Annotated in this window: 22 protein-coding genes; 1 reads left to right on the top strand and 21 read right to left on the bottom strand. The window is 26.0% G+C overall.

Annotated features, from left to right (window positions below; translation table 11 throughout):
• Positions 1-11: 11 nt before the first annotated feature.
• A complete protein-coding gene (locus AWT65_RS01895; RefSeq protein WP_066728808.1) occupies positions 12-4,484 on the bottom strand; it encodes a translocation/assembly module TamB domain-containing protein in 4,473 nt (1,490 codons plus the stop codon).
• Positions 4,485-4,541: 57 nt separating this feature from the next.
• Positions 4,542-5,963, bottom strand: a complete 1,422-nt coding sequence (gene dcm, locus AWT65_RS06720) for a DNA (cytosine-5-)-methyltransferase (RefSeq protein ID WP_083497791.1) — start codon at positions 5,961-5,963, stop codon at positions 4,542-4,544.
• Between the two features lie 130 nt (positions 5,964-6,093).
• Here dcm and AWT65_RS01885 point away from each other — a divergent pair, with 130 nt between their 5' ends.
• Entirely contained in the window at positions 6,094-6,597 is a 504-nt protein-coding gene (locus tag AWT65_RS01885) for a Bsp6I family type II restriction endonuclease (RefSeq protein ID WP_066728807.1), read from the top strand.
• Between the two features lie 29 nt (positions 6,598-6,626).
• Here the strand turns inward: AWT65_RS01885 and AWT65_RS01880 are convergent, their stop codons facing one another.
• From AWT65_RS01880 to AWT65_RS06715, 19 genes are read right to left on the bottom strand one after another with little or no spacing between them, the layout of a single operon-like run.
• Entirely contained in the window at positions 6,627-7,442 is an 816-nt protein-coding gene (locus tag AWT65_RS01880; protein ID WP_066728805.1) for a tRNA lysidine(34) synthetase, read from the bottom strand.
• A gap of 39 nt (positions 7,443-7,481) precedes the next feature.
• Positions 7,482-8,018, bottom strand: coding sequence for a tetratricopeptide repeat protein (locus tag AWT65_RS01875; RefSeq protein ID WP_066728803.1), 537 nt, complete (start codon positions 8,016-8,018; stop codon positions 7,482-7,484).
• Between the two features lie 55 nt (positions 8,019-8,073).
• Positions 8,074-9,807, bottom strand: a complete 1,734-nt coding sequence (locus tag AWT65_RS01870) for a DUF2207 domain-containing protein (protein ID WP_066728801.1) — start codon at positions 9,805-9,807, stop codon at positions 8,074-8,076.
• Entirely contained in the window at positions 9,791-10,387 is a 597-nt protein-coding gene (gene yihA / locus AWT65_RS01865; protein ID WP_066728799.1) for a ribosome biogenesis GTP-binding protein YihA/YsxC, read from the bottom strand. Before yihA ends, AWT65_RS01870 begins: the two co-directional genes overlap by 17 nt.
• Positions 10,374-10,958 (bottom strand): dephospho-CoA kinase, encoded by a 585-nt coding sequence (coaE, locus tag AWT65_RS01860; protein WP_066728797.1) that lies wholly within the window; start codon positions 10,956-10,958, stop codon positions 10,374-10,376. Before coaE ends, yihA begins: the two co-directional genes overlap by 14 nt.
• Positions 10,959-10,966: 8 nt before the next feature.
• Positions 10,967-11,401: an IS200/IS605 family transposase gene (tnpA, locus tag AWT65_RS01855; RefSeq protein ID WP_066728796.1), complete on the bottom strand. Its 435-nt coding sequence runs from the start codon at positions 11,399-11,401 to the stop codon at positions 10,967-10,969.
• 11 nt (positions 11,402-11,412) lie between these two features.
• Positions 11,413-11,943: an adenine phosphoribosyltransferase gene (locus AWT65_RS01850; protein ID WP_066728794.1), complete on the bottom strand. Its 531-nt coding sequence runs from the start codon at positions 11,941-11,943 to the stop codon at positions 11,413-11,415.
• Positions 11,936-12,742: a hemolysin family protein gene (locus AWT65_RS01845; RefSeq protein WP_066728792.1), complete on the bottom strand. Its 807-nt coding sequence runs from the start codon at positions 12,740-12,742 to the stop codon at positions 11,936-11,938. Before AWT65_RS01845 ends, AWT65_RS01850 begins: the two co-directional genes overlap by 8 nt.
• 2 nt (positions 12,743-12,744) lie before the next feature.
• The gene (locus AWT65_RS01840) at positions 12,745-13,425 is read right to left on the bottom strand and encodes a redox-sensing transcriptional repressor Rex (protein WP_066728791.1); all 681 of its coding nucleotides are present in this window, start codon (positions 13,423-13,425) and stop codon (positions 12,745-12,747) included.
• A complete protein-coding gene (gene fmt, locus AWT65_RS01835) occupies positions 13,418-14,350 on the bottom strand; it encodes a methionyl-tRNA formyltransferase (RefSeq protein ID WP_332307246.1) in 933 nt (310 codons plus the stop codon). Before fmt ends, AWT65_RS01840 begins: the two co-directional genes overlap by 8 nt.
• Positions 14,351-14,364: 14 nt before the next feature.
• Positions 14,365-14,871: a peptide deformylase gene (gene def, locus AWT65_RS01830; protein WP_066728790.1), complete on the bottom strand. Its 507-nt coding sequence runs from the start codon at positions 14,869-14,871 to the stop codon at positions 14,365-14,367.
• 14 nt (positions 14,872-14,885) lie between these two features.
• The gene (gene priA / locus AWT65_RS01825) at positions 14,886-16,805 is read right to left on the bottom strand and encodes a replication restart helicase PriA (protein WP_066728788.1); all 1,920 of its coding nucleotides are present in this window, start codon (positions 16,803-16,805) and stop codon (positions 14,886-14,888) included.
• Between the two features lie 7 nt (positions 16,806-16,812).
• Positions 16,813-18,825 carry a penicillin-binding protein gene (locus tag AWT65_RS01820; protein WP_066728786.1) on the bottom strand — a complete coding sequence of 671 codons (2,013 nt, stop codon included), beginning with the start codon at positions 18,823-18,825 and terminating at the stop codon, positions 16,813-16,815.
• Between the two features lie 8 nt (positions 18,826-18,833).
• Complete coding sequence (gatB, locus tag AWT65_RS01815; RefSeq protein WP_066728784.1) at positions 18,834-20,261, bottom strand: Asp-tRNA(Asn)/Glu-tRNA(Gln) amidotransferase subunit GatB; 1,428 nt, start codon at positions 20,259-20,261, stop codon at positions 18,834-18,836.
• A gap of 16 nt (positions 20,262-20,277) precedes the next feature.
• A complete protein-coding gene (gene gatA, locus AWT65_RS01810; RefSeq protein ID WP_066728782.1) occupies positions 20,278-21,717 on the bottom strand; it encodes an Asp-tRNA(Asn)/Glu-tRNA(Gln) amidotransferase subunit GatA in 1,440 nt (479 codons plus the stop codon).
• Between the two features lie 10 nt (positions 21,718-21,727).
• The gene (gene gatC, locus AWT65_RS01805; RefSeq protein ID WP_066728780.1) at positions 21,728-22,009 is read right to left on the bottom strand and encodes an Asp-tRNA(Asn)/Glu-tRNA(Gln) amidotransferase subunit GatC; all 282 of its coding nucleotides are present in this window, start codon (positions 22,007-22,009) and stop codon (positions 21,728-21,730) included.
• Positions 22,010-22,027: 18 nt separating this feature from the next.
• Positions 22,028-22,717, bottom strand: coding sequence for a pseudouridine synthase (locus tag AWT65_RS01800; protein WP_066728778.1), 690 nt, complete (start codon positions 22,715-22,717; stop codon positions 22,028-22,030).
• Complete coding sequence (gene scpB, locus AWT65_RS01795) at positions 22,704-23,249, bottom strand: SMC-Scp complex subunit ScpB (protein WP_066728776.1); 546 nt, start codon at positions 23,247-23,249, stop codon at positions 22,704-22,706. Before scpB ends, AWT65_RS01800 begins: the two co-directional genes overlap by 14 nt.
• A 1-nt stretch (position 23,250) precedes the next feature.
• Complete coding sequence (locus tag AWT65_RS06715) at positions 23,251-23,448, bottom strand: rod shape-determining protein (RefSeq protein ID WP_269744832.1); 198 nt, start codon at positions 23,446-23,448, stop codon at positions 23,251-23,253.
• Between the last annotated feature and the right edge of the window lie 173 nt (positions 23,449-23,621).

Genomic DNA, 23,621 nt, shown 5'->3' with positions numbered 1-23,621 from the left:
AAATCCCCTTCCTATTTTTTATCTTGATTTAATTTTTCTCTTTTTTCAAATTTAGATTTAACATCATCAATAAAATAATGAAAATCTTGAAACTTTTCTGAATAATTAATACCAGTATAAAAATTAATATTATTTTCTTTGTTATTTTCTGACAAATCAAGCCTATTTATAGATTTAATACCAATAGTTGCCCCAAGACCTTTATCAAATTCATATGATAAATTAATATCATATTTGAATTTATCCTTGTTAGCACTAAAAGGTATAGATCCTTTTACATTCCAATATAACTTTTGTTTTTTTGAAACTTTACCTTGCAAATGGACTTGAACATATGTATTATTTATAAAATTATTAATACCTAATTTATTTTTTTCTTCTATATTAGCACCAACTTCAAATTTTGTTAAGCCAATTTTCTTACCTATCCTATTTGTAAATTTAGATACAAATTGATTAACAGCTGTTTCTGTAGCGTAATTTATAAAAGTACTTCCTACAGCATTAATAGAATTTGAATTAAATGTAATTCCTTTAAATGCTAATAATTTCAATATTTCATCCTTAGTCTTATTAGATTGAGATTTAAAATCAAATTTTAAATTCTTTAATTTTGAATTACTTAATATTTCTATATTTTCACCATTTATTGTAGTAATAGCTTTTAATCTTACATTAGGATTAAAATCTCCATTTACAACATCGTTCATATTAACATCTAATAATTCTACTGTAAATTCATTACCATTTATTATAAACTTACCATTTTCAACATTAAAGCCACCTTTTATTGATGGTATACCATTAGAGTAAGATAAAATTGCTCCTCCTTGTATTTCTCCATATATATCTTTTAAAATTAGATAACCTGGAACATCAATAGTTATTGGAGATTCTATTGTAGTATCTACATTAATAACATAACGCTTTAACATATTATTTAATATAGCTTTAATTTTTTTAGTTATAAAATTATCTGGTTTTTTATTTTTATTTTGTTTTAATAAATCAATAAAACTTAAATTTTCTATTTTACCCCTATTAATTTGTAAGGTACCATCCAAATTTTCTCCTTTTAATTTTAAATTAGATGAGATAACAACTTCATTTCCTTTTATTGGAAGTGTAATATGTGATGCATCTAATTCTAAATTAACCTTACCTAATTTTATCTTATCTAAATCATTTGCATTATCCGGTATTTCTGGCATAGTACATTGACCTTTTAAATTCAATTGTCCATTGTTTACAGTGCCTTTAAAAGTGTTAATATTTATGTCCTTATTATTCATCTGTACATTCACATCAAAATTTTGTATATCAATTCCTTGTACCTTCATTGATAAATCTTTAATATCTATCTTACCTTCTAATGCTCCTTTGCTCGCAACAAAGTTGACATTAGCTATACCCTTAACCTTAGATATATTAGGATAAATATTCAAAAAGTCCATATTAAAGTTTTCTGCTACAACACGGAACATATAATCAAAAGGTTTAAAGAAGGCATAACCTTCAATTAAAACTGGATTTTTTTCATATTCAAAATATCCTTGGTTAATATTCATACCATCTTGATTTATTTGACTATCTATTAATAAATTTGTTATCTTATGTCCATTTAACACTAAGGAATCTGATTCAACAGTTAAATTACCAAAGAATTTATCTAAATTACCCTTGAACATAGAAGAAACTTTCAATTTACCAGAATAATTTTCTCCCAAACTTGCTAAATCAAAAATCTTATTTTTTAATACATAATTTATGTCCAAATTAGCCAAATTCATTACAAAACTTGTATGATAAATACTATCTTGTTTTTTTGCATCTTTTATATTTAGATTAGAAACTGTTAAAACACCAGTCTTTAATATATTACTTATATTTCCATTATTATAGCTTGCATCTAGTGTAATATCTGGTAAATGTATATCTTTATATTTTATATCTACCATTTTACCCTCTATATCCATATGCAATTTATCTAGTGTACCTGTTATATGTAATTTTGTATCAACATCTGAATTAAAGCCTTCTATTTTAACAATATCCTTTAATTTTTGATTTAATAAAGCTCGTAAATCTAATTCTTTACTATTTATATTATATGTACCCTTTATTTCATTATTATTAACCTTAAAATTAAGTTTCAATACACTATTTTCTAATTTTGCTTCTCCATGAAGATGCCCAACATACGAATCCTTAATTTTAAATTCTGAAGGTTCCAAATTAAAATAAGCTTTTAGATTATCTAATCTACCCTTAGAGTATACATACATTTTAGATACATTTACATTTATGTCAGGTATATCATAAGTTGAATAAAGCATAAATTTATCTACCTGTAATTTTGAATAAATTTCTTTTGAATTTATATTATATAATAAATCTCCACTAACAAATTCATTTCTTATGTTAAATATTATTAAAGAATTATCCTCATAACTTAAATCTGCTTCTAATTCATTTAATCTATGATATTTGAACCAAACTTCACCAAGCTTAATTTTAGCTTTTATATCTCTTTTTTTATTATCTAATATATTTTTAGCATATCCATTTATTTCTGCTTTATATCCATCTACTATATATGCAAATTTATTAGATTTTATATTATATTCCAAAGAAATATCCTTATTCTTACCATAAAGATTAGCTACAAAATCGACTGGTATATTCCCCTTATTCTTCTTATCTATATTAAATATTTTCATAAGGGTTAAAGCATCACAACTACCACTAAGCTTATATCTATGTTCCATACTCTTTAATTTTGTACTTCCATCTATATTAACATCTACTATTCCATTAGAAATAGTACCCTTACTTTTTAATATATTTTTATCTAAATATGATACTACTGATATTTTAGCATATTTCCCCATATAATTTCCATCAGCATTTAAAGAAAATTTTGCATTTATATTTTTTGTTTTAAAATCATAGCTTGAATCTAATAATTTAAAATTAAGTTTAGCATTAATATTTCCATTATTATATACTATTTCTTTTTTAGTATTTAATTTAAGCTTCAACTTATTTTTATCAAGGTATAAATTACCTACCATTTGCTTACTTAAAATACTTAAATTTATTTTTTTAAAATCTTTTAAAGATATTTCTCCACTTATATCTTCTAGATTGATACCCTTAGTTTTATTTTTTAATTTATACTTAGCCTTTATATCTTTTGTATCCAAATTATATTCAGCTAAAATTTGTGCATTAGCTAAAATGAAATCTTTTTTTATATCAGTATTTAAATTTATTTCTAATTTTTGATCCTTTTTTTGAACATTCAAATTTAAATTATTAAAATCAAATTGATACATTTTCATAGAATTTGATTTTGCTTGTAAATTAAGTTCCTTTATTTCAACGGTTTTAGGCTTTGAAAAATCTAATTTAAATTTCAATTTAGAACTTAAAAAACCTTTTATATCAAGCTTTAAATTTTTAAACAAACTATATTTTTTTAAATTTTCTACAGATATTTTTTCTGTATCTAAATCAGCATTTAATTGTTTCTTAATCCCATCAAAAAAGATACTCAAATTTAATTTTTCATTATTTTTAAGCCATACTTGACCCTTTGTTTTTACTTTGTCATCATTCAAATCTACATGAAAATTAGCCTTTTTTATTTCATCTGCATAATCTTTATATTTAAATGATTGAGCTATTAAATCTAAAGACCCCTTAATTTGTGGCTTTTTCTTATTTATTTCTATTTTCAATTCACCATTTAACTTAGCTTTTTGTATTTTTAGGAAATCTAATTTGAAAAATTGTGCTAAATTTTCATCTATATCTACATTATTAAATTTAAACTCTTGTAGAATATATTCAGGATTTTCATCTTCTATTTTTCTATTAAATAAGGAAGCTAAAACTGTCTTTTTTGAAGAAACATTAGCAAAATGTAAGCCTATTTCTTCTTTTTGACCTGTTAATTTCCCTATTGCTTCCCCTTTTATTTTCATTTCAAAGTTTTTAGCTATACTTAAATTCCCAGACACATTTAGTAATTCTTTTTTTATATCTTTATCGTACATTTTATTAGTATATGTTATTGAACAATTTTGCAAATAAATATTAGCTACATTATATATCCTACTTACCTTATTTTTTTCTGGTAAAATATTTTCAATATTTAATCTACCATTTTTAAATTGAATCAAATTCAATTTAGCTCCAATTAAATTTATTCTATTTATTCTTGAAGGTAAAAATGGCATTATATATACTCTGGCTTCTTCAACATTCCCAACTTTATTTCCACTTAAATCATTTATTTCTATGCCCTTAATTTTCAAGCACAAACCATCGAACTTAACATCCTCCATCTTTATTTTAGTATTTTCTACATTTTGAATAATGTAGTTAGAAAGTTCTTTCATTCTAAAATATGCTAAGATTATAAATGAAAACACGCAAAAAAAGAAAAGTATTATTGTAATTCTTTTTATTTTTTTCATAACAAACACCTTCTTTTTTTATTTATATTCTACTATACTTAGAGCTTTTTTTCAATTTTAGACTATCTCTATTTTTTGTTCTATAAGTTTCATATTTTTAAATCTTGATGTCATCATAAAATAATCATATTCTTTATTTACAATTTTACTCAAAAGATATCTGTCACTTTCCCAAATATTCAAATTCAAGATGTCTTCTCTTTTTATCCACTTAAGATCTCCCTCATCACATTCTATTAATTTTCCACTAAATTCTGTAGTAGAAAATACATGAATATAATCGACATTTCCATCATAAATGAAGGTTATAAAGCCTCTTGCCCTAACTTTTTTTACTTCTAAGCCTGTTTCTTCTTTTATTTCTCTAACAACACATTCATAAGGACTTTCACCTTCTTCAATATGTCCACCAACACCTAGCCATTTTCCTTTATTTATATCATTTTTTTTCTTATTTCTATATAACATTAAAATTTCATCATCTTTTTCTATATAGCAAACTGTATAATGTGTTATCATATGTTTCCTTTCTTCATTTTCAATAGCTCTTAGTATATTTTGAGCAATTCGATTTATCACAGATACTACCACAGAATTTCCTGCCTGTTTATATAAATGCGAATTTGCTATATTAGGTAAAATAAAACTTTTTGGAAAACCTTGAAAATTAAAACATTCTCTTGGTGTTAATTTTCTTATTCCATATTTTGTTTTTATTAAAGGAACATTATGTCCTCCAGTTCCCATATTGGCAGTCAATGTAGGACAAACATTACTTTTATTTTCTCTAACATATTTTCTTCTCCACTGATAAATAGTATTTTCTTCAGTAATATCATTTATTAAAATATCAAAAAATTTATTTTTTTCTTTTGTATAAAAATAAGTTGAATCTACAATTTTATCTTCAAACATGTCTTTTATACTTTTTGTTAATTTAAGTGGAAAAGGAAATTCAAAATTTTGATAAACTTTTTCATCTCTAAAGCCAATAATATATATTCTTTCTCTATTTTGAGGTATATTTCCATAGTCTTTTGCATTTAAAACTTGATATTTTATTTTATACCCGTTTTTTTCTAAAGAATCCTTTATTATTCTAAATGTTTTACCATCATCATGACTTACAAGGTTTTTCACATTTTCTAGAAAAACTATTTTTGGTTTTTTAGCAACTATAAATCTAAGTGTTTCAAAAAAAAGATCTCCTGTCCTTTCATCTTCGAATCCTTTTCTATATCCTGCTATACTAAAAGAAGTACAAGGAAATCCTGATAATAATATATCTATATCTGGCATTTCGTCATTTTTTACATCTCTTATATCTTTATCATTTATTTCAACATCAAAATTTTTAGAATATGTTAATCTTGCATTTTTATCATTTTCATTAGCCCATACAGTTTTGAATTTTCCTGTCATTTCAAAGCCTATATCTATACCACCAACACCAGCAAATAAGCTTGCCATTTTATACATAAATTACCTCCAAAATTCTATTAATTTATTCTATCACATCTCTTATTTTTTTTTAAGCAGCATGTTGCTTTTTTTAAAATATTTATAATGTGATATAATAAAATGATTGTTCCCCTTTAGAAAGGAAAAAATGTATAAAATTACTAAAGAAAAATTTAATGAAATTCTTCATCTTTATCCACTTTGGAAAGAATTAAATGAAAGAATTAAAGCACTATACCCTCGTGGCATTAATTTTCACGAAGCTTTTTCTGAATTAATCGTTTGTTATGTAAATGATTATTTCCACAGTACAAAAGCAGGTTCAGAAGATGCTCTAACAAATGATATGATTAAAGTTCAAATTAAAGGGACTTCTAATTACGACTCAGATTTAACTAGTTTTGGTCCAAATAGTGAATTTGAAATACTAGAATTCGCACGCTTAAATCAATTCAATGATAAATTGTATTTATATAGAATTCCAATAAATAATTTATATGATATACAAGTAAATAGTCATCAAACATTTAGAGAACAACAACTTGAAAGTAGAAGACCCCGTTTATCAATAATCACAAATTATATAAATAAATTTTCAATAGAACCCTATGCAGTAATTGATATGATAAACGGAGAAATATTATATTTATAGTTAGAAAAAGGGGAACAACTTTATCTCTACTATTTCTTCTTAGTATATCCATACACATAATCAAGATTTACATTTTTCATTGAGCTGAATATTCTTCTTTTTATTCCCGGATTTTTTTCTTCAAGATCCTTTAATAGTCTTTTTATTTCTTTTCTTTTACTATTAACCCTATCTTGTTCTACAGCACAACCACAACTCATAGCTCTAATATTATTTGTTTTTGTAAATTCTATTATATCTGCTTCATGTACATAAACCATTGGTCTTATCAATTTTAAGTTTCCACTCTCAGAATTTATCATAGGAAGCATAGTTTTAACTGTTCCCCCATAAAATATATTAATCAATGTTGTTTCTATAACATCATCAAAATGATGCCCCAAGGCAATCTTATTAAAACCTAATCTTTCTAATTCTTTGTATAAAATCCCTCTTCGCATTTTTGCACACAAAAAACAAGGACTATCCGGTGACATCTTATTACTCACCTGCCATATATTCGTATCTATAATTTCACAGTCTATTTTCATATTAGCCAAATTTTTCTTAAATTGTTCAAGATCTTCTTTTTCAAAACCTGGATTCAAACTTATTGCCTTAAATTCGAAATTTCTTGTTCTATCTTTTTTTAACTCTTGGAATAATTTAGCCATAAGTAAGCTATCCTTACCTCCTGATATTGCTAAGGCTATTTTATCTCCATCTTCTACTAAATTAAATTCAGAAATACCTTTTAAAAATTTAGACCATATTACTTTTCTAAATTTTGTTCTTATACTTTCTTCTATTTCATCTGAGCTTTTAATATTTCCCTTAACATCAACTGATATACTCAGTTTAACCATATTTACCTCCAAAAAAATGATGGATAAAATCCATCATCTCTATATCTTTGTTTTAACATAATCAATTTTTTCTTTTAAATCTTGATCTGTTGGATCTAACCTGTATGCTGCCATATATTCCTTATATGCCTTTTCATGTCTACCCATGTGTTCATATTTTCTTCCAAAATCAACATGAGCTGTTATTATGTCAAAGTCCAAGAATATTGATCTATCATAGTAACTACAAGCTTCCAATATTCTACCCTGTCTTGAACAAATATTTCCTAAAAGAAATAGTACAAAGGGTTCTTTTGAACTCAATGATAAAGCTCTTTCTAAACAAGCTTTTGCTAAATCTAAAATATCATTTTCATAGTATAAATATCCTAAAAATGCCATTATTTCATGATCATTTGGTTTTTCTTCTGATAATTTTTCAAAGATTTCAATAGCTTCATCATTTCTTTTATATGCGTGATAAATACTCGCTAATTGTTTTTGAGATTCTATATCTTTCTTTGATTTTAATTCTTTAATACTCTTATCTATATCCTCATTATATCTAAATTCCCTAAATATTAAAGTTTTAAGCATAACTTTCTCCAATTTCCTTTTTTGATAAGACAATTATATCACAATTAACTCTTTTTTACCAACTAGAACCTCCGCCTCCTGAAAAGCCTCCTCCTGAAAAACCACCGCTTCCAGAAGAGAAACTTCCGCCAGAAAAATTCCCATTTTCATAGTTTATATTACTACTTGATATATTCATATTAATATTATCAAAATTATATAAATATCCATAATACATTCCTGAATATATTATTGTTCTATCCAGATTCTTTTCTAAAATTGTCTCATCTAACTTACTTATAAATTTCTTTCTTATACCTACTGCTATAGCATAAGGAAGCATCTCTTTTGCATAATCTATTATCTCTTGTTCTGTATTAAAACTTTTAAAAATATTCTCTTCTGCTAAATTAAAATACAAAACGAAGCCCTTTATATTTCTAACTATATCTTTACCCACATTTGTTAATTTCATAAATGAAAAATTTAGAAAATAATCAATAAGTGCTATAAAGATTACCACAACAAAAGAAATATTAAATTCATTTGTTGCAAAACAAGCTACTACTGAGATGATTAATAAGATTGATATAAATACAAAACTAATATAATTTATTGTTCCAACATTAGTTGCATATATATTAGACACATAATTTGTAGCCTGTCTATTAGCATCAAATAATATTTTAGGATTACTTAATATATCATCTTTTTTCTTAAATAAATTATTTACTACTTTTTTTTCTTCCGGTGCTAATATATCTTTACTTTCAAGTGCCTCTTCTATTTTTTTTACATCTGTAAAATAGTAAATTCTATCATTTTCATATGACCAATCTTCTATATCCCTATCTCTTTCCTTTAGTTTTTCGCCTTTTTTAAGTACATATTCTTGATCTTCATATCTATCCTTGGATAAAATTAGACCCTTACTTAAAAGACTATAAAAAATTACAGTTAAAATCGTATACCTTGCCTTATATTTTTTTATATTATTTTGGTAAACCATATATGCCAAAGCTGGGCTAATTTTTTTATCCACCTTATACACTGGTTCTATAGGTCTTTTATCAGTCAATCTATTTTTTCTATAAAGTAAATAGAAAAATAGAAGTAAAAGTACAAAAATTATAGCAAGATTAAAGGCTAAAGTTTCTGAACTTTTCAAAAAATTAAATAATTTATCTTTTGTTGTATAAGGATAAATTTTTTTATCTAAATTCATTTTAAAAGTTAAGCCTTCATATGGTTTTAATTCATGCTTAGTTTCGATAATATTAGAATTTATTACAAAATTATTAGTTTGTTCCCTAAAAGCTCCCGTAAAAACAAATAAATCTTTTATATTTGAAAAATCTAATTTTATTTCTGCCTTTTCTATTGGCATATCCCAATATTGACCTATAATATTTAAAAATATTTGTGTAGTATCCGCATCTGTTCTAATAATATTATATATATCATAACTATTTTTTATTAAAATTTCTTTATTTTGCTCAAGATACTTATCCTCATCCCCAAGCCTGTAAATATCATATTTTAATCTTGAGTTTTTACTTACATTTAAATTAGATTTAAAATTTTTAATTCCTAATTTAGAATTTAAGCTAAAGACATTTCCTACATTGTCTTTAACTATTTGTCTTAACAAACCATGTACTAGCTTATCCTCCGGGTTATATAGAATTTGTTCTTCTATATGTACACTTTTATCTTTATTAAGGCTTACCTCGACATAATAGTTCGATATTTTTTCTGAATAACTTAAAAAAGATATGAAAATTATAACTAAACTAAATATCCTTTTCATTTTCTTCTAGCCTTTCTTCAATGAAATTCAAAATTTCTTCTGTTCCCTTTTTAGTTAAAGCTGAATGAAAGAAAACATCCCCATTATCAAAAACTAATTTTTTCTTTATTTCTTTTAATTGTCTAGCTCTTTCATTATTAGAAACTTTATCATTTTTTGTAAAAATAATATAGTATTCTATGTTATAATGCTCCAACCATTCCAACATATTTATGTCTTCTTGAGAAGGAATTCTTCTTATATCTAAAAGCAAGAAAATTATTTTTTTTCTTTCACTTGCTAAATATGTTTCAATAATATTACCCCAATTTTTTTTAACCGCTAATGGTACTTTAGCAAAACCATAACCTGGTAAATCTACGAAAAATATCTTTTTATTAATATCAAAAAAATTAACTAATTGTGTTCTACCCGGTGTTTTACTTGTCCTTGCTAAATTTTTTCTATTAGTTAATGTATTAATAAGTGAAGATTTTCCAACATTTGATTTCCCAATAAAGGCAAATTCTAATTTTCTTTCTTTTGGATATTCTTTTTTATGAACAACAGATTTTAGATATGTAGCCTCAGTTATTTTCATATTTTATCCTTTCCAATATATCTTTTATTTGTCCTTTAATTTTAGATATATCCATATTTTCTATTATATATTTACTTCTTTTTTTCTTTTCTTCTATATCAATTTGCTTAGATAAAATTGCCTCTGCTTGTTCTTTATTTTTATGATCTCTTTTCATTAATCTTTCTATTTGAGTTTGCCTATTAGTATATATTAATATCACTGCAGCAAAATATTTTTCTAAATTCAATTCATATAAAAGGGGAACTTCAAAGAATACAAGTTTATTCTTCTCAACCTTTTTAATTTCTTTAAGCATTTGGGTTATAATTTTTTCATGCATTATTTCATTTAAAATTTTAAGCTTCTTTTTATCTGAAAAAACTATAGCTCCTAATTTTTTTCTATCTATTTTATTATAGCAAAAAACAGTTGTAGAAATTTTCTGCTTTATTTCTTCTTTTACTTCATCTTGTTCCAAAACTTGATGACTTATATCATCAACATTTAAAACCTCATAGTTTAATTCTTTTAAAACATTTAAAACAGTAGTCTTTCCACAACATATTCCGCCAGTTATAGCTATTACCATATTATCACCTAATCAGAACATTCTTCACCATGTTCATGATAAATTTCATCACATTTTATATATTCTTCAATGTAGTGCAATACCATATCCTTTGATGTAACTCCTGTTGTCATCAAAAAGTAATTTGCTTCCCATAAAGCTGTACCATTCAATTTTTCTCTTATTTCTGGATACTTATTTTTTAACTTTCTACTAGTTGAACTTTTAAATGCATTTATAAATTTAGTTAAATTAGTAGTTGGATAAGCTTCAAATTTAAAATGCAAATGATTTTTTTCATAATGTAAATTTGAAAAATTAACTTGATAACTAAAACCTATCGTCTTAAAAATTTCTATACAAATTTGCACAATCTCATCAGTAAATATTTCTATTTTATTTTTTGTAACCAGAACTAATTCATAATGTAGTGAAAATGCTGAATGATTATGTTCTCTTAACATTTATTTCCTTTCTAGTATTTAAGTATTGAATATACTTCATTATTATGTAATTTTTCTCTACCTTTTAAGTCAACTAATTCAATTAAGAAGGCTAATTCATAAACTTTTGCCTCTGCAATTTCGACTAATTTTACCATAGCTTCTGCTGTCCCTCCAGTAGCTAATAAATCGTCTACTATAAGGACCTTAGCTCCCTTAGGAATAGCATCTGTATGCATTTCTATACTATTAATCCCATATTCTAATTCATAATCAACTCTTATTGTATCAGCTGGTAATTTACCAACTTTTCTTGCTGGAACAAAGCCTGCACCTATATTATATGCTATTGCTGCACCAAATATGAATCCTCTTGCATCTGCTCCTAACACATAATCTATGCCCTTATCCTTATATCTATTAGTAAAATCTTCTATTATTAGCTTTAATCCTTCTTTATCTTTTAAAGCTGTTGTTATATCTCTAAAAAGTATTCCCTTTTCTGGAAAATCTTGTATACTTCTAATCATCTTACTTAATTTTTCAACTTCAACTTTACTCATTTTCTTCCCCTTCTACCTTCAACAATATCATTCTCAATTTAATTATTCTTTTATTTTCTACCTTCATGATTTTTATAATATAGTTTTGTTCTTTTAATTGATCATTTTCTTCTGCTACCTTACCTAATTTATATTGAACAAAACCTGAGATAGTTTCATATTCTTCAGATAAAGGTATATTAACTTTTATTTGCTCATCTATTTCATCTACTGTTGTTTCTCCTAAAATGTCATAAATATTTTCTGAAACCTTAACTATATTGTCTGTTTCTATATCATATTCATCTCTTATTTCACCAACAAATTCTTCTAAAATATCTTCTATAGTTACTATACCAGCTGTACAACCGTACTCATCTATAATTATAGCCATATGATTTTGTTTTAATCTAAATTCTTCAAATAACTTAGATATATTCATTGTTTCAGGAACATATATTGCTTTTTTTATATATGCTTCTACTTTTCTATTCAAATTTGCTCCAAGTATATCCTTGGTATATAGAATACCACAAATATCATCTATGGTTTCATTATATATTGGAATTCTTGAAAAGCCTTGTTCAATTATTTCTTTAAGATTTTCTTTAAGTGTAGTTTTCTTATCTATTGCATATATAGATGTTCTTGGTGTCATAATTTCTTTTACTGTAACTGAACTTACATTATTAAATTTATTCTCTTCTTTTACTTTTTGTATTTCTACAATTTCTTCTTTTTTTATTTTCCTATTTTTTAAATATAGAAATATATTTAAAATTATTGAAATGGCTAGTATGAGGCCATATCCCGTTCCCATTTTTATACTCCTTTAAATTTATCAATATTATTTAAATATTTATGCTTACACCAAAAGTTTAATTCTTGTAATTTTGCAGATATATCAACAGATATTATTGGTATATCCGTAGATAGCTCTATTTTATATGCTGTTAAATTCAATATTCCTTTTATTCCACTTTTTACAAGTTTTTCTGCTACTTTTTGTGCTTCTTCTGAATTGACAGCTAATATTGCTTGTTTTATATTTGAATTAGCAACATATTTTTCTATATTTTCTGAATCTTTTATAACTAAATCTATGCCATCTGCTTTTTTACCTATTTTTTCTTTATCTTTATCAAATATTTCAACTATTTTAAAGCCCTTACCTAAGACTTTATTATTTGAAGCAAGCATAGAACCCATCTTACCATAGCCTACCAAGATTAAATCATTTTCAACATCTATTCCTAGTATATGTTCAAGTATTTCTATTAATTTTTTTACAGAATAGCCCTTTCCTCTAACTCCAAATTCTCCAAATGTCGACAAATCTTTTCTAACTTGTGCAGATGTACTATTCATTACAACGGCTAAATCTACAGAATTTATATTTTCTTCATATTTCTTTACTTCTTTCAAAATAGTTAAATATTCAGTTATTCTTGTAACCATCCTGATTGAAATATCCTTAGATGTATAATCAATTTTTTTATCCATTAAACACATCTCCCAACGATACTTTTCTTCCATTAACTAAATCGCTACCTGTTTGAATTTTTTTACCATCTAATTTTATTTTAAGTAATTTAATAGCACCTTTATTGCATTTTATAACAGGTCCTTTTTTTGTTATTTCTACGACTTCTCCATTTTGACCCTTATATTCATTAAAAATCTTTTCAACTTCATAAACTTTCATATGTAAATTTTCTTTTTGTGTATATGCCGTAGGACTAGGATTTAAAGCTCTAACCTTATTATATATTTGTACATTATCTAGGTTCCAATCAAGCTTACAATCTTCTTTTTTTATTAGCCCAACTATTACAGCCTTGCTATCATCTTGCTTAATTCTTTTTTGAGTTCCTTTTATCAAGTTATTAATTACTCTATCTAATAAATTATACGCCAATTTAGAAAGTTTTGTACTTAATGTTTCATAATTATCTTTTTCATCTATTTCAATTTCTTCAACATCTAAGATATCCCCTGTATCAAGTCCTTCATCTATCATCATTATTGTCAATCCAGTTTTTTTATCTCCATTTAAAAGTGCTGCCTGTATAGGAGAAGCCCCTCTATATTTTGGTAATATTGAAGAATGAACATTAATTATTCCATATTTAGGTAGATCTATTATGTTTTTTGGTATTATCTTTCCATAAGCTGCTACAACTATCAAATCTGCATTTACATTCTTTAAAATGTTATATATTTCTTCTTTTCTTAAACTTTTAGGTTGTATATATTCTATATTATGCTCAATAGCAAATTCTTTTACTGGGGAATAAGTTATCTTATTTCCTCTAGCATTAACCTTATCTTCCTTAGTAACGACAAGACACAGATCTGTTTTTTCGTACAAATATCTTAAAGTTTCCATACTAAATTCTGGAGTTCCCATAAATATCGTTCTTATCACTACTATACCCCCTTTTAAAATTCTCTAGGCTTTGAATTTTTCTTTATTTTTTCTAATTTTTTTCTTATTAAATTTTTATTAATTGGAGATAATCTATCTATAAACATCATACCATTTATATGATCTGTTTCATGTTGGAAAGCTTTTGCCCAAAGTCCTTCCATTTCTTCTTCTACACTTTCTCCATTTTCATTTAAATATCTAACTCTTATTTTATTAGGTCTTGCTACTCTTTTAAATATTCCTGGAATAGATAAACACCCTTCTTCCATTTCAACATCTCCCTCAAGAACTTCTAATATTTCAGGATTAATGCATTTTTTTACAATGTCATCTATTTCAAGCACAAAATATCTTCTATCTATTGCTACTTGGTTAGAAGCTAATCCAACCCCATTAGCCAATCTCATAGTTTTAACCATTTCATCCAAAGTATTTCTTAAATCATCATTTATTTCTTCTTTTTCTAAAGGTGTTGAAACAGTTCTTAATATTTTCGCTTCATATACTTGTATATTCAATTTTTTCTTCCTTTCTAAAGCATATTCAAAGGATCTACATCTACTAATATTCTTGTTATCAATTTGTTTCTTGTAGCTAATATATTCCTCAATACACTTTTAACTTCTTTATCATTTTTTCTATCATATATTAAATTTATATTTAATCTATATCTTTTAGATGCCTTATATACTAAGCATTTAGCAATCGGATATATTTTAGCATATAAATTTAGTTTATTCAAAATATATTCATAATATTGTTGTGTTACTTCTTCTAATCTTTTTTCATTGATATCTGTAAAAAGTATTTTAATATGTTTTGAAAATGGAGGATAAAATAATTTTTCCCTTGCTTCCATTTGATTAGTATATATTAAATTGTAGTCAGAAGTTACAATAGCTTTTATTAAAATAGAGTCTTTATTATATGTTTGTATAAAAACTTCTCCCTTTTTATCTCCTCTTCCAGCTCTCCCAGCTGCTTGAGTTATTAATTGATAAGAACGTTCATAAGATCTATAATCTGGAAAATTTAACATTTGATCTGCATTCAACACACCAACTAAGGTAACATCTGGAAAATGAAATCCTTTTGCTAATATTTGTGTCCCTATTAAAATTTTGTATTTCTTATTCAAAAAATCTCTGTATGCTTTATCTATCTTATTTTTTGTAGTCATAGAATCTGCATCCATTCTTAATATTAATTCTTCATCAAATATTTCTTTAAGCTGTTCTTCAACCTTTTCTGTACCTATACCAATTTTTTCCAATTTATTGCTTGAACATTTTTCACATTTTTCAAGCATTTTATATACCATACCACATTGATTGCATTTCAAAGTATTATTTTTATAATATATCAATTTGAAAGTACATTGTTTACACTCAACTATATTTTTACAATCTTTACATTCTATAAATATTGAATATGCCTTTCTATTAAGCAATAATATTACCTGCTCATCTTTTTCTATCCTATCATTTATTGCAAGTAAAAGATCTTTTGAAATATTTCCTCTTTCTTCTGTCATATCTTTAATTACATAGCTAGGTAAACTAGCTCCATTATATCTTTTTTCTAAAATATGTTGGCTAATATATCCTTGTTTTACCTGATACATTGTTTCAAAAGAAGGAGTAGCTGTTCCTAAAACAACCTTAGCATTTTCAATTAAGGCTCTTTTTATTGCTACATTCTTCACATGATATCTTGGTGCTTCATCTTGCTTATATGTAGTTTCATGTTCTTCATCTATTATTATATATTTCAAATTTTGTATATTTGTAAATATGGCTGATCTTGCTCCAAGTACCACTTTTATCTTTCCTTCATTTAAAAGCTTATGATACTTATACTTGTCTTTTTTACTCAATTTACTATGCCATATTGCTACACTTTCACCCAAAAAAGTTTCTAAATTACTTTTTAATTGACTTGTTAAATTTATTTCTGGGACTAATAAAATAGCCCCTCCGCCATTTTTTATAGCATCTTTTATTAATTTTATATATATTTGTGTCTTTCCACTACCAGTTACTCCATTTATTAAATGTACCTTACTATCTGATTCTTTTATATCACAATATACTTTTGCTTGTTCTTCTGTTAATTCAAAATCTTTTATTTTCTTTTTCTTTTCCTTGAATTCCTTTAATTTTTGCTCAGCTGGTTCTTCTATTAAAGGTAGTAAATTACCATAAGGTTCTAAATAGTATGAATGTATCCACTGCATCAAAGAAAAAAGATTTTTATCCAATTTTTTATCCAATATTTCTAATATTTTTTTTATTTCAAATTTAGCACTTACTTGTTCTTTTTTTTGAACAATTATTCCTTCTTCAATTTTATGATTATATTCTACCTTACAATATGTTCCGAGTTCTATATCATCTTCATGATAATATGTAAATAACATATTTCTTTTACCTATTTGAAGATTATAGTACATATTCCACCTACTTCAATTCTATAACTATTTCTGTATTTGCGTCTACTTTTGATCCAGGATTTATACTTTGATTTATTACTCTACCATGACCTACAAATTTTATTTTATTATATTTTGAATAGGCTGGCATACTTATTAATTGTCTTACAGTCAAACCATTTAAATTAGGCATAATACCAGTTTGAAAAATATTATTTATAGCTTGCACATCTATTGGTTTGCTTACATTTTTTTTGACCTCAATTTCTTTTTTTTCAACTTCAGGTATATATGAAGGTTCTATCCCCTTATATTTTATCAATTTTTCTAAGACTTGTCTTACAAGAGGCAAGGCTACTGCAGCTCCATAGTATGCTCCATGTGGTTCATTAACTGTTATTAAAATAGAATACTTTGGTTTATCTGCTGGGAAAAATGCAAAAAATGAAGAAAAGTATTTACCTTTTTCATAACCATGAGGCCCTGCTTTTTGTGCTGTTCCTGTTTTACCACCTAATCTATAACCTGGTATAAATATACCTTTACCAGTACCTGAAGTAACAACATTTTCAAGCATTTCTCTTATTTGTTCTGAAGTATGTTCAGATATAGGCTTATGTTTTACAACTTCCTTATTTTGCAAAAGTATATTTCCATCTTGATCAACTACTTTATCAACTACAAAAGGTTTAAGTAATTTTCCACCATTAATTGTTGTATTAAGTGATGTTAACATTTGCATTTGTGTCATAGATATACCTTGTCCAAATGAAACATTTGATTTTCTAACTTCTGTAAATGATTTCAAAGAAAACAATTTACTTGCAGTTTCAAAAGCAATGTCTATACCAGTTTTTTGAGAAAGACCAAAATTTTTTAAGAAATTATAGAAAGTGGGTGTTTCCATTAATTGAACTATTTTAACCATGGCAACATTTCCTGAATGCATTATTATTTTATTTATTGTTAAATCTCCCTTTGTACTACTGTCATGATCATGTATTGTTCTATCTTTTACTCTAACAAAACCATCCGAATGTATAATAGTGTCTTTATTTACTAATTTTTGTTCTATTGCAGCTGCAACAGTTATTGGCTTAAATATTGACCCTGGCTCAAATAGGTCTGTTATAGATCTATTTTTTATTTCAGTCTTATTTGTAGACTTAGGATAAGAATCCATAGCTAAAATCTTTCCTGTATCTGCTTCCATTAATATTCCCATTACTGATTCTGCTGTAAAATCAGTAAAGGCATTTTTTAATACCTCATCCATCGCATATTGAAGTACACTATCTATAGTCAAATAAACATCTGCTCCCTGTTTAGGTTGTTTAATAATTTGTTCATCTATTAGAGATTGTAAAGTATATGGTCTAACAGCTTCTGTTGCTGCTTTATATACTCTAGCTTTACCCGGTTCTCCCTTTAAATATTTATTATATGAATATTCAACTCCATATACTGGTTTATTTTCACTATTTAAAAAGCCTAATATTGCTTCAAATTCTTGCCCTTCTACTTGGAATCTTTCTGATTTTTGTTGGAAATGCAACCATTTTCCTATTATTTTACCTTTACCATTATTCTTAGCTTCTCTTTTATATTCTTTTAAATCTTTTTCAAAATTTTGCTTAGCATCATAAGTTATTTCAACCTTAAAATCCAAAAATTTTCTTGATTTTTGTCTATATGTTTGTAATAAGGTTAAAATTTCTTCTTTTGATTTTCCAACATATTTTGATAAAATATTGGCTATATCTGGATAAAATTTTTCATCCAAATTCATAGGATCTAAAATTATATTATATTTTTCAACATCAAAGGCTAATTTATGACCATCACTTGAATAAATGCTTCCCCTTTTTGCATAAATATCTTCTAATTCATATCTGTATTTTTCAATATTTTTCCTAGCTTCTCCCGAACAAATAACTTGATAATAGAGTAATTTTAAACATATTATTATAAAGAAAAGCACAATGAACAAAAAATAAAAATGAATTGTTTTAATATTATTTTTTTTATTTTTATTTGCCATATATTTACCTATTTACATTTTTCTAAAATTAAATCTGAAACTTGCTTAGGATTTGCCTTACCCTTTGATAATTTCATAGCTTGTCCCATCAAATATTTCATAGCTCTGTCTTTACCAGCTTTTAAATCAGCAACAGAAGCTTCATTTTCTGCTAAAACTTTATCAACCAATTCTTCTATAGCTTTACTATCTGTTATTTGAGCTAAACCTTCTTTTTTAACTATTTCACTTGCTTTTTGTTCAATTTCTAACATTTTTTCAAATATGTCTTTTGCTATTTTTGAACTTATTGTCTTATTCTTTATCAAATGTATTAAATCTGCTAATCTATCTTCCCTTATATTGAACTCTTCTATACTACAATTTTTTTCTTTTAAAACTCTTAAAACTTCTGTTAATATCCAATTAGCTGCCATTCTAGCATCTTTTACTTCTGTTGCAACCTTTTCAAAATAGTCAGCTAATTCTGGTTCATTAGTTAATATTCTAGCTTCAACTTCTGGTATATTATATTGTGATATAAATCTAGACATTTTTTCATCAGAAAATTCAGGCATATCTTTTTTTACCTTTTCTAATCTTTCATCACTTATTACTACTGGTGGTAAATCTGGTTCTGGGAAATATCTATAATCCATAGCATCTTCCTTTGATCTCATAGTTCTTGTAACACCATTTTCTTCATCCCAAAGTCTAGTTTCTTGAATTACCCTTCCACCATTTTCTATAACATCAATTTGTCTATTAATTTCATATTCTATTGCTTTTACTACAGCTTTAAAAGAATTCAAATTTTTAGTTTCTGTTCTAGTTCCTAATTTTGTTTCTCCCTTTTTTTTAACAGATACATTTGCATCACATCTTAAAGATCCTAATTCCATACTAACATCACTAACTTTTGTATATTTAATTCTTTCCTTCAATGTTGTCAAATATGCATAAGCTTGTTCAGAATTAGATATACAAGGTGTTGTTATTATTTCAAGAAGTGGCATAGAAGCTCTATTAAAATTAAGTAAACTTTCACTTGATAAATGAATACTCTTTGCTGTATCTTCTTCTATTTGTATTCTTTCTATTTTTACAACTGATTCTTTTCCACTATTTGTTACTATTTTTAATTCTCCATTTTCAGCATAGGGCTTGAAAAATTGTGTTATTTGATAATTTTTTGGTGAATCTGGATAAAAGTAATTTTTTCTGTCAAAAAAACTCAATTGATTTATAGAACAACCTAGGGCTAAAGCAGCCTTAATTGCATAATTCAAAACTTCATCATTCAATTTTGGTAAAGCTCCTGGTTCTCCAACACAAGTTGGACTAATACATGTATTTGGTTCTTGTTCATCATAGTTAGCACTTGCACTACACCATATTTTTGATTTTGTTTTTAATTGTATATGTACTTCCAAACCTATTGTAGATTCATAATTCATTTTTTATCCTCATTTCTTAAATTTCTGGGTATTTTATTTTACCTCTAATATTTTCATAAATATTTGCTACATTAAGTATCTTATCTTCTTCAAAGTAATTTCCAATTAATTGCATTCCTACAGGTAAATTATTGTACATACCACTAGGAATTGATATAGCAGGTAATCCCGCCATGCTTACACAAACTGTATATATATCTGATAAATACATAGTTATAGGATCAGAAATTTTTTCTCCTTTTTTAAAGGCTACTACTGGTGAAGTAGGTGTTAAAATTAAATCTACTTCTTTTAATGCTTTTTCAAAATCTTCTTTTATTAATCTTCTTATTTGTGAAGCTCTTTTATAGTACGCATCATAAAAACCAGAACAAAGAACATAATTACCTATCATTATTCTTCTTTTTACTTCTTTTCCAAAACCTTGTGTTCTAGTCTTTACATACATATCTTCTACACTTTCGTCACTTGCTCTAACTCCATATCTAACTCCATCATATCTAGCCAGATTAGAAGCTGCTTCTGCTGAAGATATTACATAATATGTAGATATTGCATATTTTGAATATGGTAAACTTATTTCTTTAAATTTTACACCAATTTTTTTCAATTCTTCTATTGCTTTTTCTATGCTATCTCTTACACCCTTATCCAATTTTTCTGTAAAATATTCTTTTGGTAAACCTATAGTCAAATTAGATATATCTCTGTCTAATAGCTTTGTATATTCTGGAACTTCTTTTTTTGCTGTAGTAGCATCTAATTCATCATAGCCTGCTATTATTTCAAGTAAACTTGCTATATCTTTTGTTTGTCTTGCTATTATCCCTATTTGATCTAGTGATGATCCAAATGCCATAAGTCCATATCTTGATACTCTTCCATAAGTAGGTTTCAAACCAACAGTTCCTGTTAATGAAGCTGGTTGTCTAACACTACCTCCAGTATCAGAACCTAATGCAATAAAAGCTTCTTGTGCAGCAACCATAGCTGCTGATCCTCCACTTGAACCTCCTGGTATTCTTTCAAAATCAAAAGGATTAGAAGTAATCTTTACACTTGAATTTTCTGTTGAAGAACCCATAGCAAATTCGTCCATATTAGCCTTACCAAAAGGTATTATACCTGCTTTTTTCATTCTTTTAACAACAGTTGCATCATATGTTCCTACATAATTTGCTAATATCTTTGAAGCTGCTGTAGTTTTTTCTTTATATGATACTATATTATCTTTTAAAGCTACTGGAACTCCATAAAGTTTAGAATTTGGAACATTTTCATCTACTTTTTTTGCCATTTCTAAAGCTGTTTGTAAATTAATATCTACATAAGCCCCTATTTTATCATCTACTTTTTTTATTCTTTCATTCAATTGCTCTATAACTTCTGTAGCTGTTATTTCCTTTTTTCTAATTTTTTCTGCTATTTCTGTAGCACTATATTCATATATTTTCATTTCAATCTCCTTAAACTATTTTAGGTAATATAACAAACTCTTCATCTTTTTTAGGTGCATTATTCAAAAAGTCTTCCTTTTTTTCTGTATTTTTAACTATATCTTCCCTTGTTCTATCCTTTATTTCTAAAACATTATATAAAGGGTCTACATTGCTAACATCTACTTCATTAATTTGTTTTATATACTCAAAAATTTCATTAAGTGATTTTTCCATATCAATTAATTCTTCATCACTAAGTTTTAATTTAGATAGTTTCGCTATCTTTAATACCTCTTCTTTACTTAACATTTTATTCTCAACTTCTCCCTACAACTTCTTCAAATATTCAACTTCTTCTTTTGTCAATTTTCTATATTTTCCAACTTCAAGATCTCTTAAAGTTAATTCTCCTATTTTTACTCTTTTTAAATTTTTAACTTCATAACCTAAAATTTCAAACATTTTTCTTATTTGTCTATTTCTTCCTTCAAAAATAGCAACACGAATTTCTTTTTCAGATATTTTTTTAACCTTAGCAGGAGCTGTTCTCACTCCATCAATAACTACTCCATGTTTCATTGCTTCTATATGTTCATCTTTTATTGCTTTATCTATATTTGCGAGATAACTTTTATATAATTTCTGTCTTGGATGCATAATATTGTTATATAAATCTCCATCATTGCTTATTATTATCAAGCCTTCTGTCATATAGTCTAATCTTCCATAGGTAAATAATCTTTTATTTGATTTTATAAGAGAAACAGCTGTTCTTCTTCCAAACTTATCATCATTTGAACAAATAACTCTTTTAGGTTTATTAAGCAAATAATATTCATATTGTCCAAGTTTAACATTCACTCTTTCTCCATCTATTCTAACCACATCTGTATCTTCTACATAGGCTCCTTTATCTGCTATTTGCTTATTTATCGTCACTCTTTTATCTTCAATCAACTTATCTGCAGCTCTTCTCGAACAAAATCCAGATAAAGCTATATACTTATTTATCCTCAATTTTTTCCCCCTTATATTCATTTAGCCATCTAGCTTTTTCCATTTTAAATAATTCTTCTTTTGATTCTATTCCAACATAGCCATAAAAATTATCTGTAACCTCATATAACTTTGGATTACCTAAGGCTTTTTTAACACCACTTGAATAAATTAATTTTTTTTCAAGTAAAGTTTGTATAGTCCCATCAACACTAACTCCTTTAATTTCTTCTATTTCACTTTTGGTAATAGGTCCTTTAAAGGCTATAATAGTTAAAGTTTCCATACTTGATTTTGATAATTTTTTTATTTTAACTGTTGGACTGAAAAAATTTGTTACTGCCTTTCCACAAAGTGGATTTGTTATCAATTTTACCATAGCTTGAGATATTAATATATTTATGCCTCTATCTTCATAATCTTCTTTTATTTTTTTTAAAATATCTCTCATTTCATCTAATGATTTATTGAAAAATATAGCTAATTCTTCTATAGGAATTGCCTTATCTGACATAAAAATTATTGCTTCTATCTCCCTATTTATATCTATCATTTTAATACTCCATATATTGAGGAACTATGATATTTGCATATTTATCAAAATCTTCAAATATTTTTGCCATTCCTTTGACTACAACATGAATAGGATCTTCTGCAACTGTTACCTTTAATTTAAATTCTTCTTCTATTCTTTGTTTTAATATTCTAATATTAGCTCCTCCACCTGTTAAATAGATACCTGTTTCATATATATCTGCTGAAAAATTAAAAATAATTGCTACTTCTGCACCTAATGATAAGGAAGAAATTACAATAAAAGGTATGGGTACAGCTAATGGACTTCCTCAAGAATTAGTAATAGTAGGTAGTCAAGTAGATGCAGCTATAAGAAAAAATATAGATAAGATAGTTGAAAAAATAAAAA

It is taken from the genome of Sneathia sanguinegens, assembly GCF_001517935.1.
GTDB lineage: Bacteria > Fusobacteriota > Fusobacteriia > Fusobacteriales > Leptotrichiaceae > Sneathia > Sneathia sanguinegens.
Note: the sequence above shows the minus strand (reverse complement) of the source record. Positions and strands in the feature narration are given on the sequence as shown.

Bases quoted from the DNA above. Each gene is read 5' to 3' on its own strand.
- AWT65_RS01895 (WP_066728808.1), bottom strand. From the start codon at position 4,484: ATGAAAAAAATAAAAAGAATTACAATAATACTTTTCTTTTTTTGCGTG.
- dcm (WP_083497791.1), bottom strand. From the start codon at position 5,963: ATGTATAAAATGGCAAGCTTATTTGCTGGTGTTGGTGGTATAGATATA.
- AWT65_RS01885 (WP_066728807.1), top strand. From the start codon at position 6,094: ATGTATAAAATTACTAAAGAAAAATTTAATGAAATTCTTCATCTTTAT.
- AWT65_RS01880 (WP_066728805.1), bottom strand. From the start codon at position 7,442: ATGGTTAAACTGAGTATATCAGTTGATGTTAAGGGAAATATTAAAAGC.
- AWT65_RS01875 (WP_066728803.1), bottom strand. From the start codon at position 8,018: ATGCTTAAAACTTTAATATTTAGGGAATTTAGATATAATGAGGATATA.
- AWT65_RS01870 (WP_066728801.1), bottom strand. From the start codon at position 9,807: ATGAAAAGGATATTTAGTTTAGTTATAATTTTCATATCTTTTTTAAGT.
- yihA (WP_066728799.1), bottom strand. From the start codon at position 10,387: ATGAAAATAACTGAGGCTACATATCTAAAATCTGTTGTTCATAAAAAA.
- coaE (WP_066728797.1), bottom strand. From the start codon at position 10,958: ATGGTAATAGCTATAACTGGCGGAATATGTTGTGGAAAGACTACTGTT.
- tnpA (WP_066728796.1), bottom strand. From the start codon at position 11,401: ATGTTAAGAGAACATAATCATTCAGCATTTTCACTACATTATGAATTA.
- AWT65_RS01850 (WP_066728794.1), bottom strand. From the start codon at position 11,943: ATGAGTAAAGTTGAAGTTGAAAAATTAAGTAAGATGATTAGAAGTATA.
- AWT65_RS01845 (WP_066728792.1), bottom strand. From the start codon at position 12,742: ATGGGAACGGGATATGGCCTCATACTAGCCATTTCAATAATTTTAAAT.
- AWT65_RS01840 (WP_066728791.1), bottom strand. From the start codon at position 13,425: ATGGATAAAAAAATTGATTATACATCTAAGGATATTTCAATCAGGATG.
- priA (WP_066728788.1), bottom strand. From the start codon at position 16,805: ATGTACTATAATCTTCAAATAGGTAAAAGAAATATGTTATTTACATAT.
- AWT65_RS01820 (WP_066728786.1), bottom strand. From the start codon at position 18,825: ATGGCAAATAAAAATAAAAAAAATAATATTAAAACAATTCATTTTTAT.
- gatB (WP_066728784.1), bottom strand. From the start codon at position 20,261: ATGAATTATGAATCTACAATAGGTTTGGAAGTACATATACAATTAAAA.
- gatA (WP_066728782.1), bottom strand. From the start codon at position 21,717: ATGAAAATATATGAATATAGTGCTACAGAAATAGCAGAAAAAATTAGA.
- gatC (WP_066728780.1), bottom strand. From the start codon at position 22,009: ATGTTAAGTAAAGAAGAGGTATTAAAGATAGCGAAACTATCTAAATTA.
- scpB (WP_066728776.1), bottom strand. From the start codon at position 23,249: ATGATAGATATAAATAGGGAGATAGAAGCAATAATTTTTATGTCAGAT.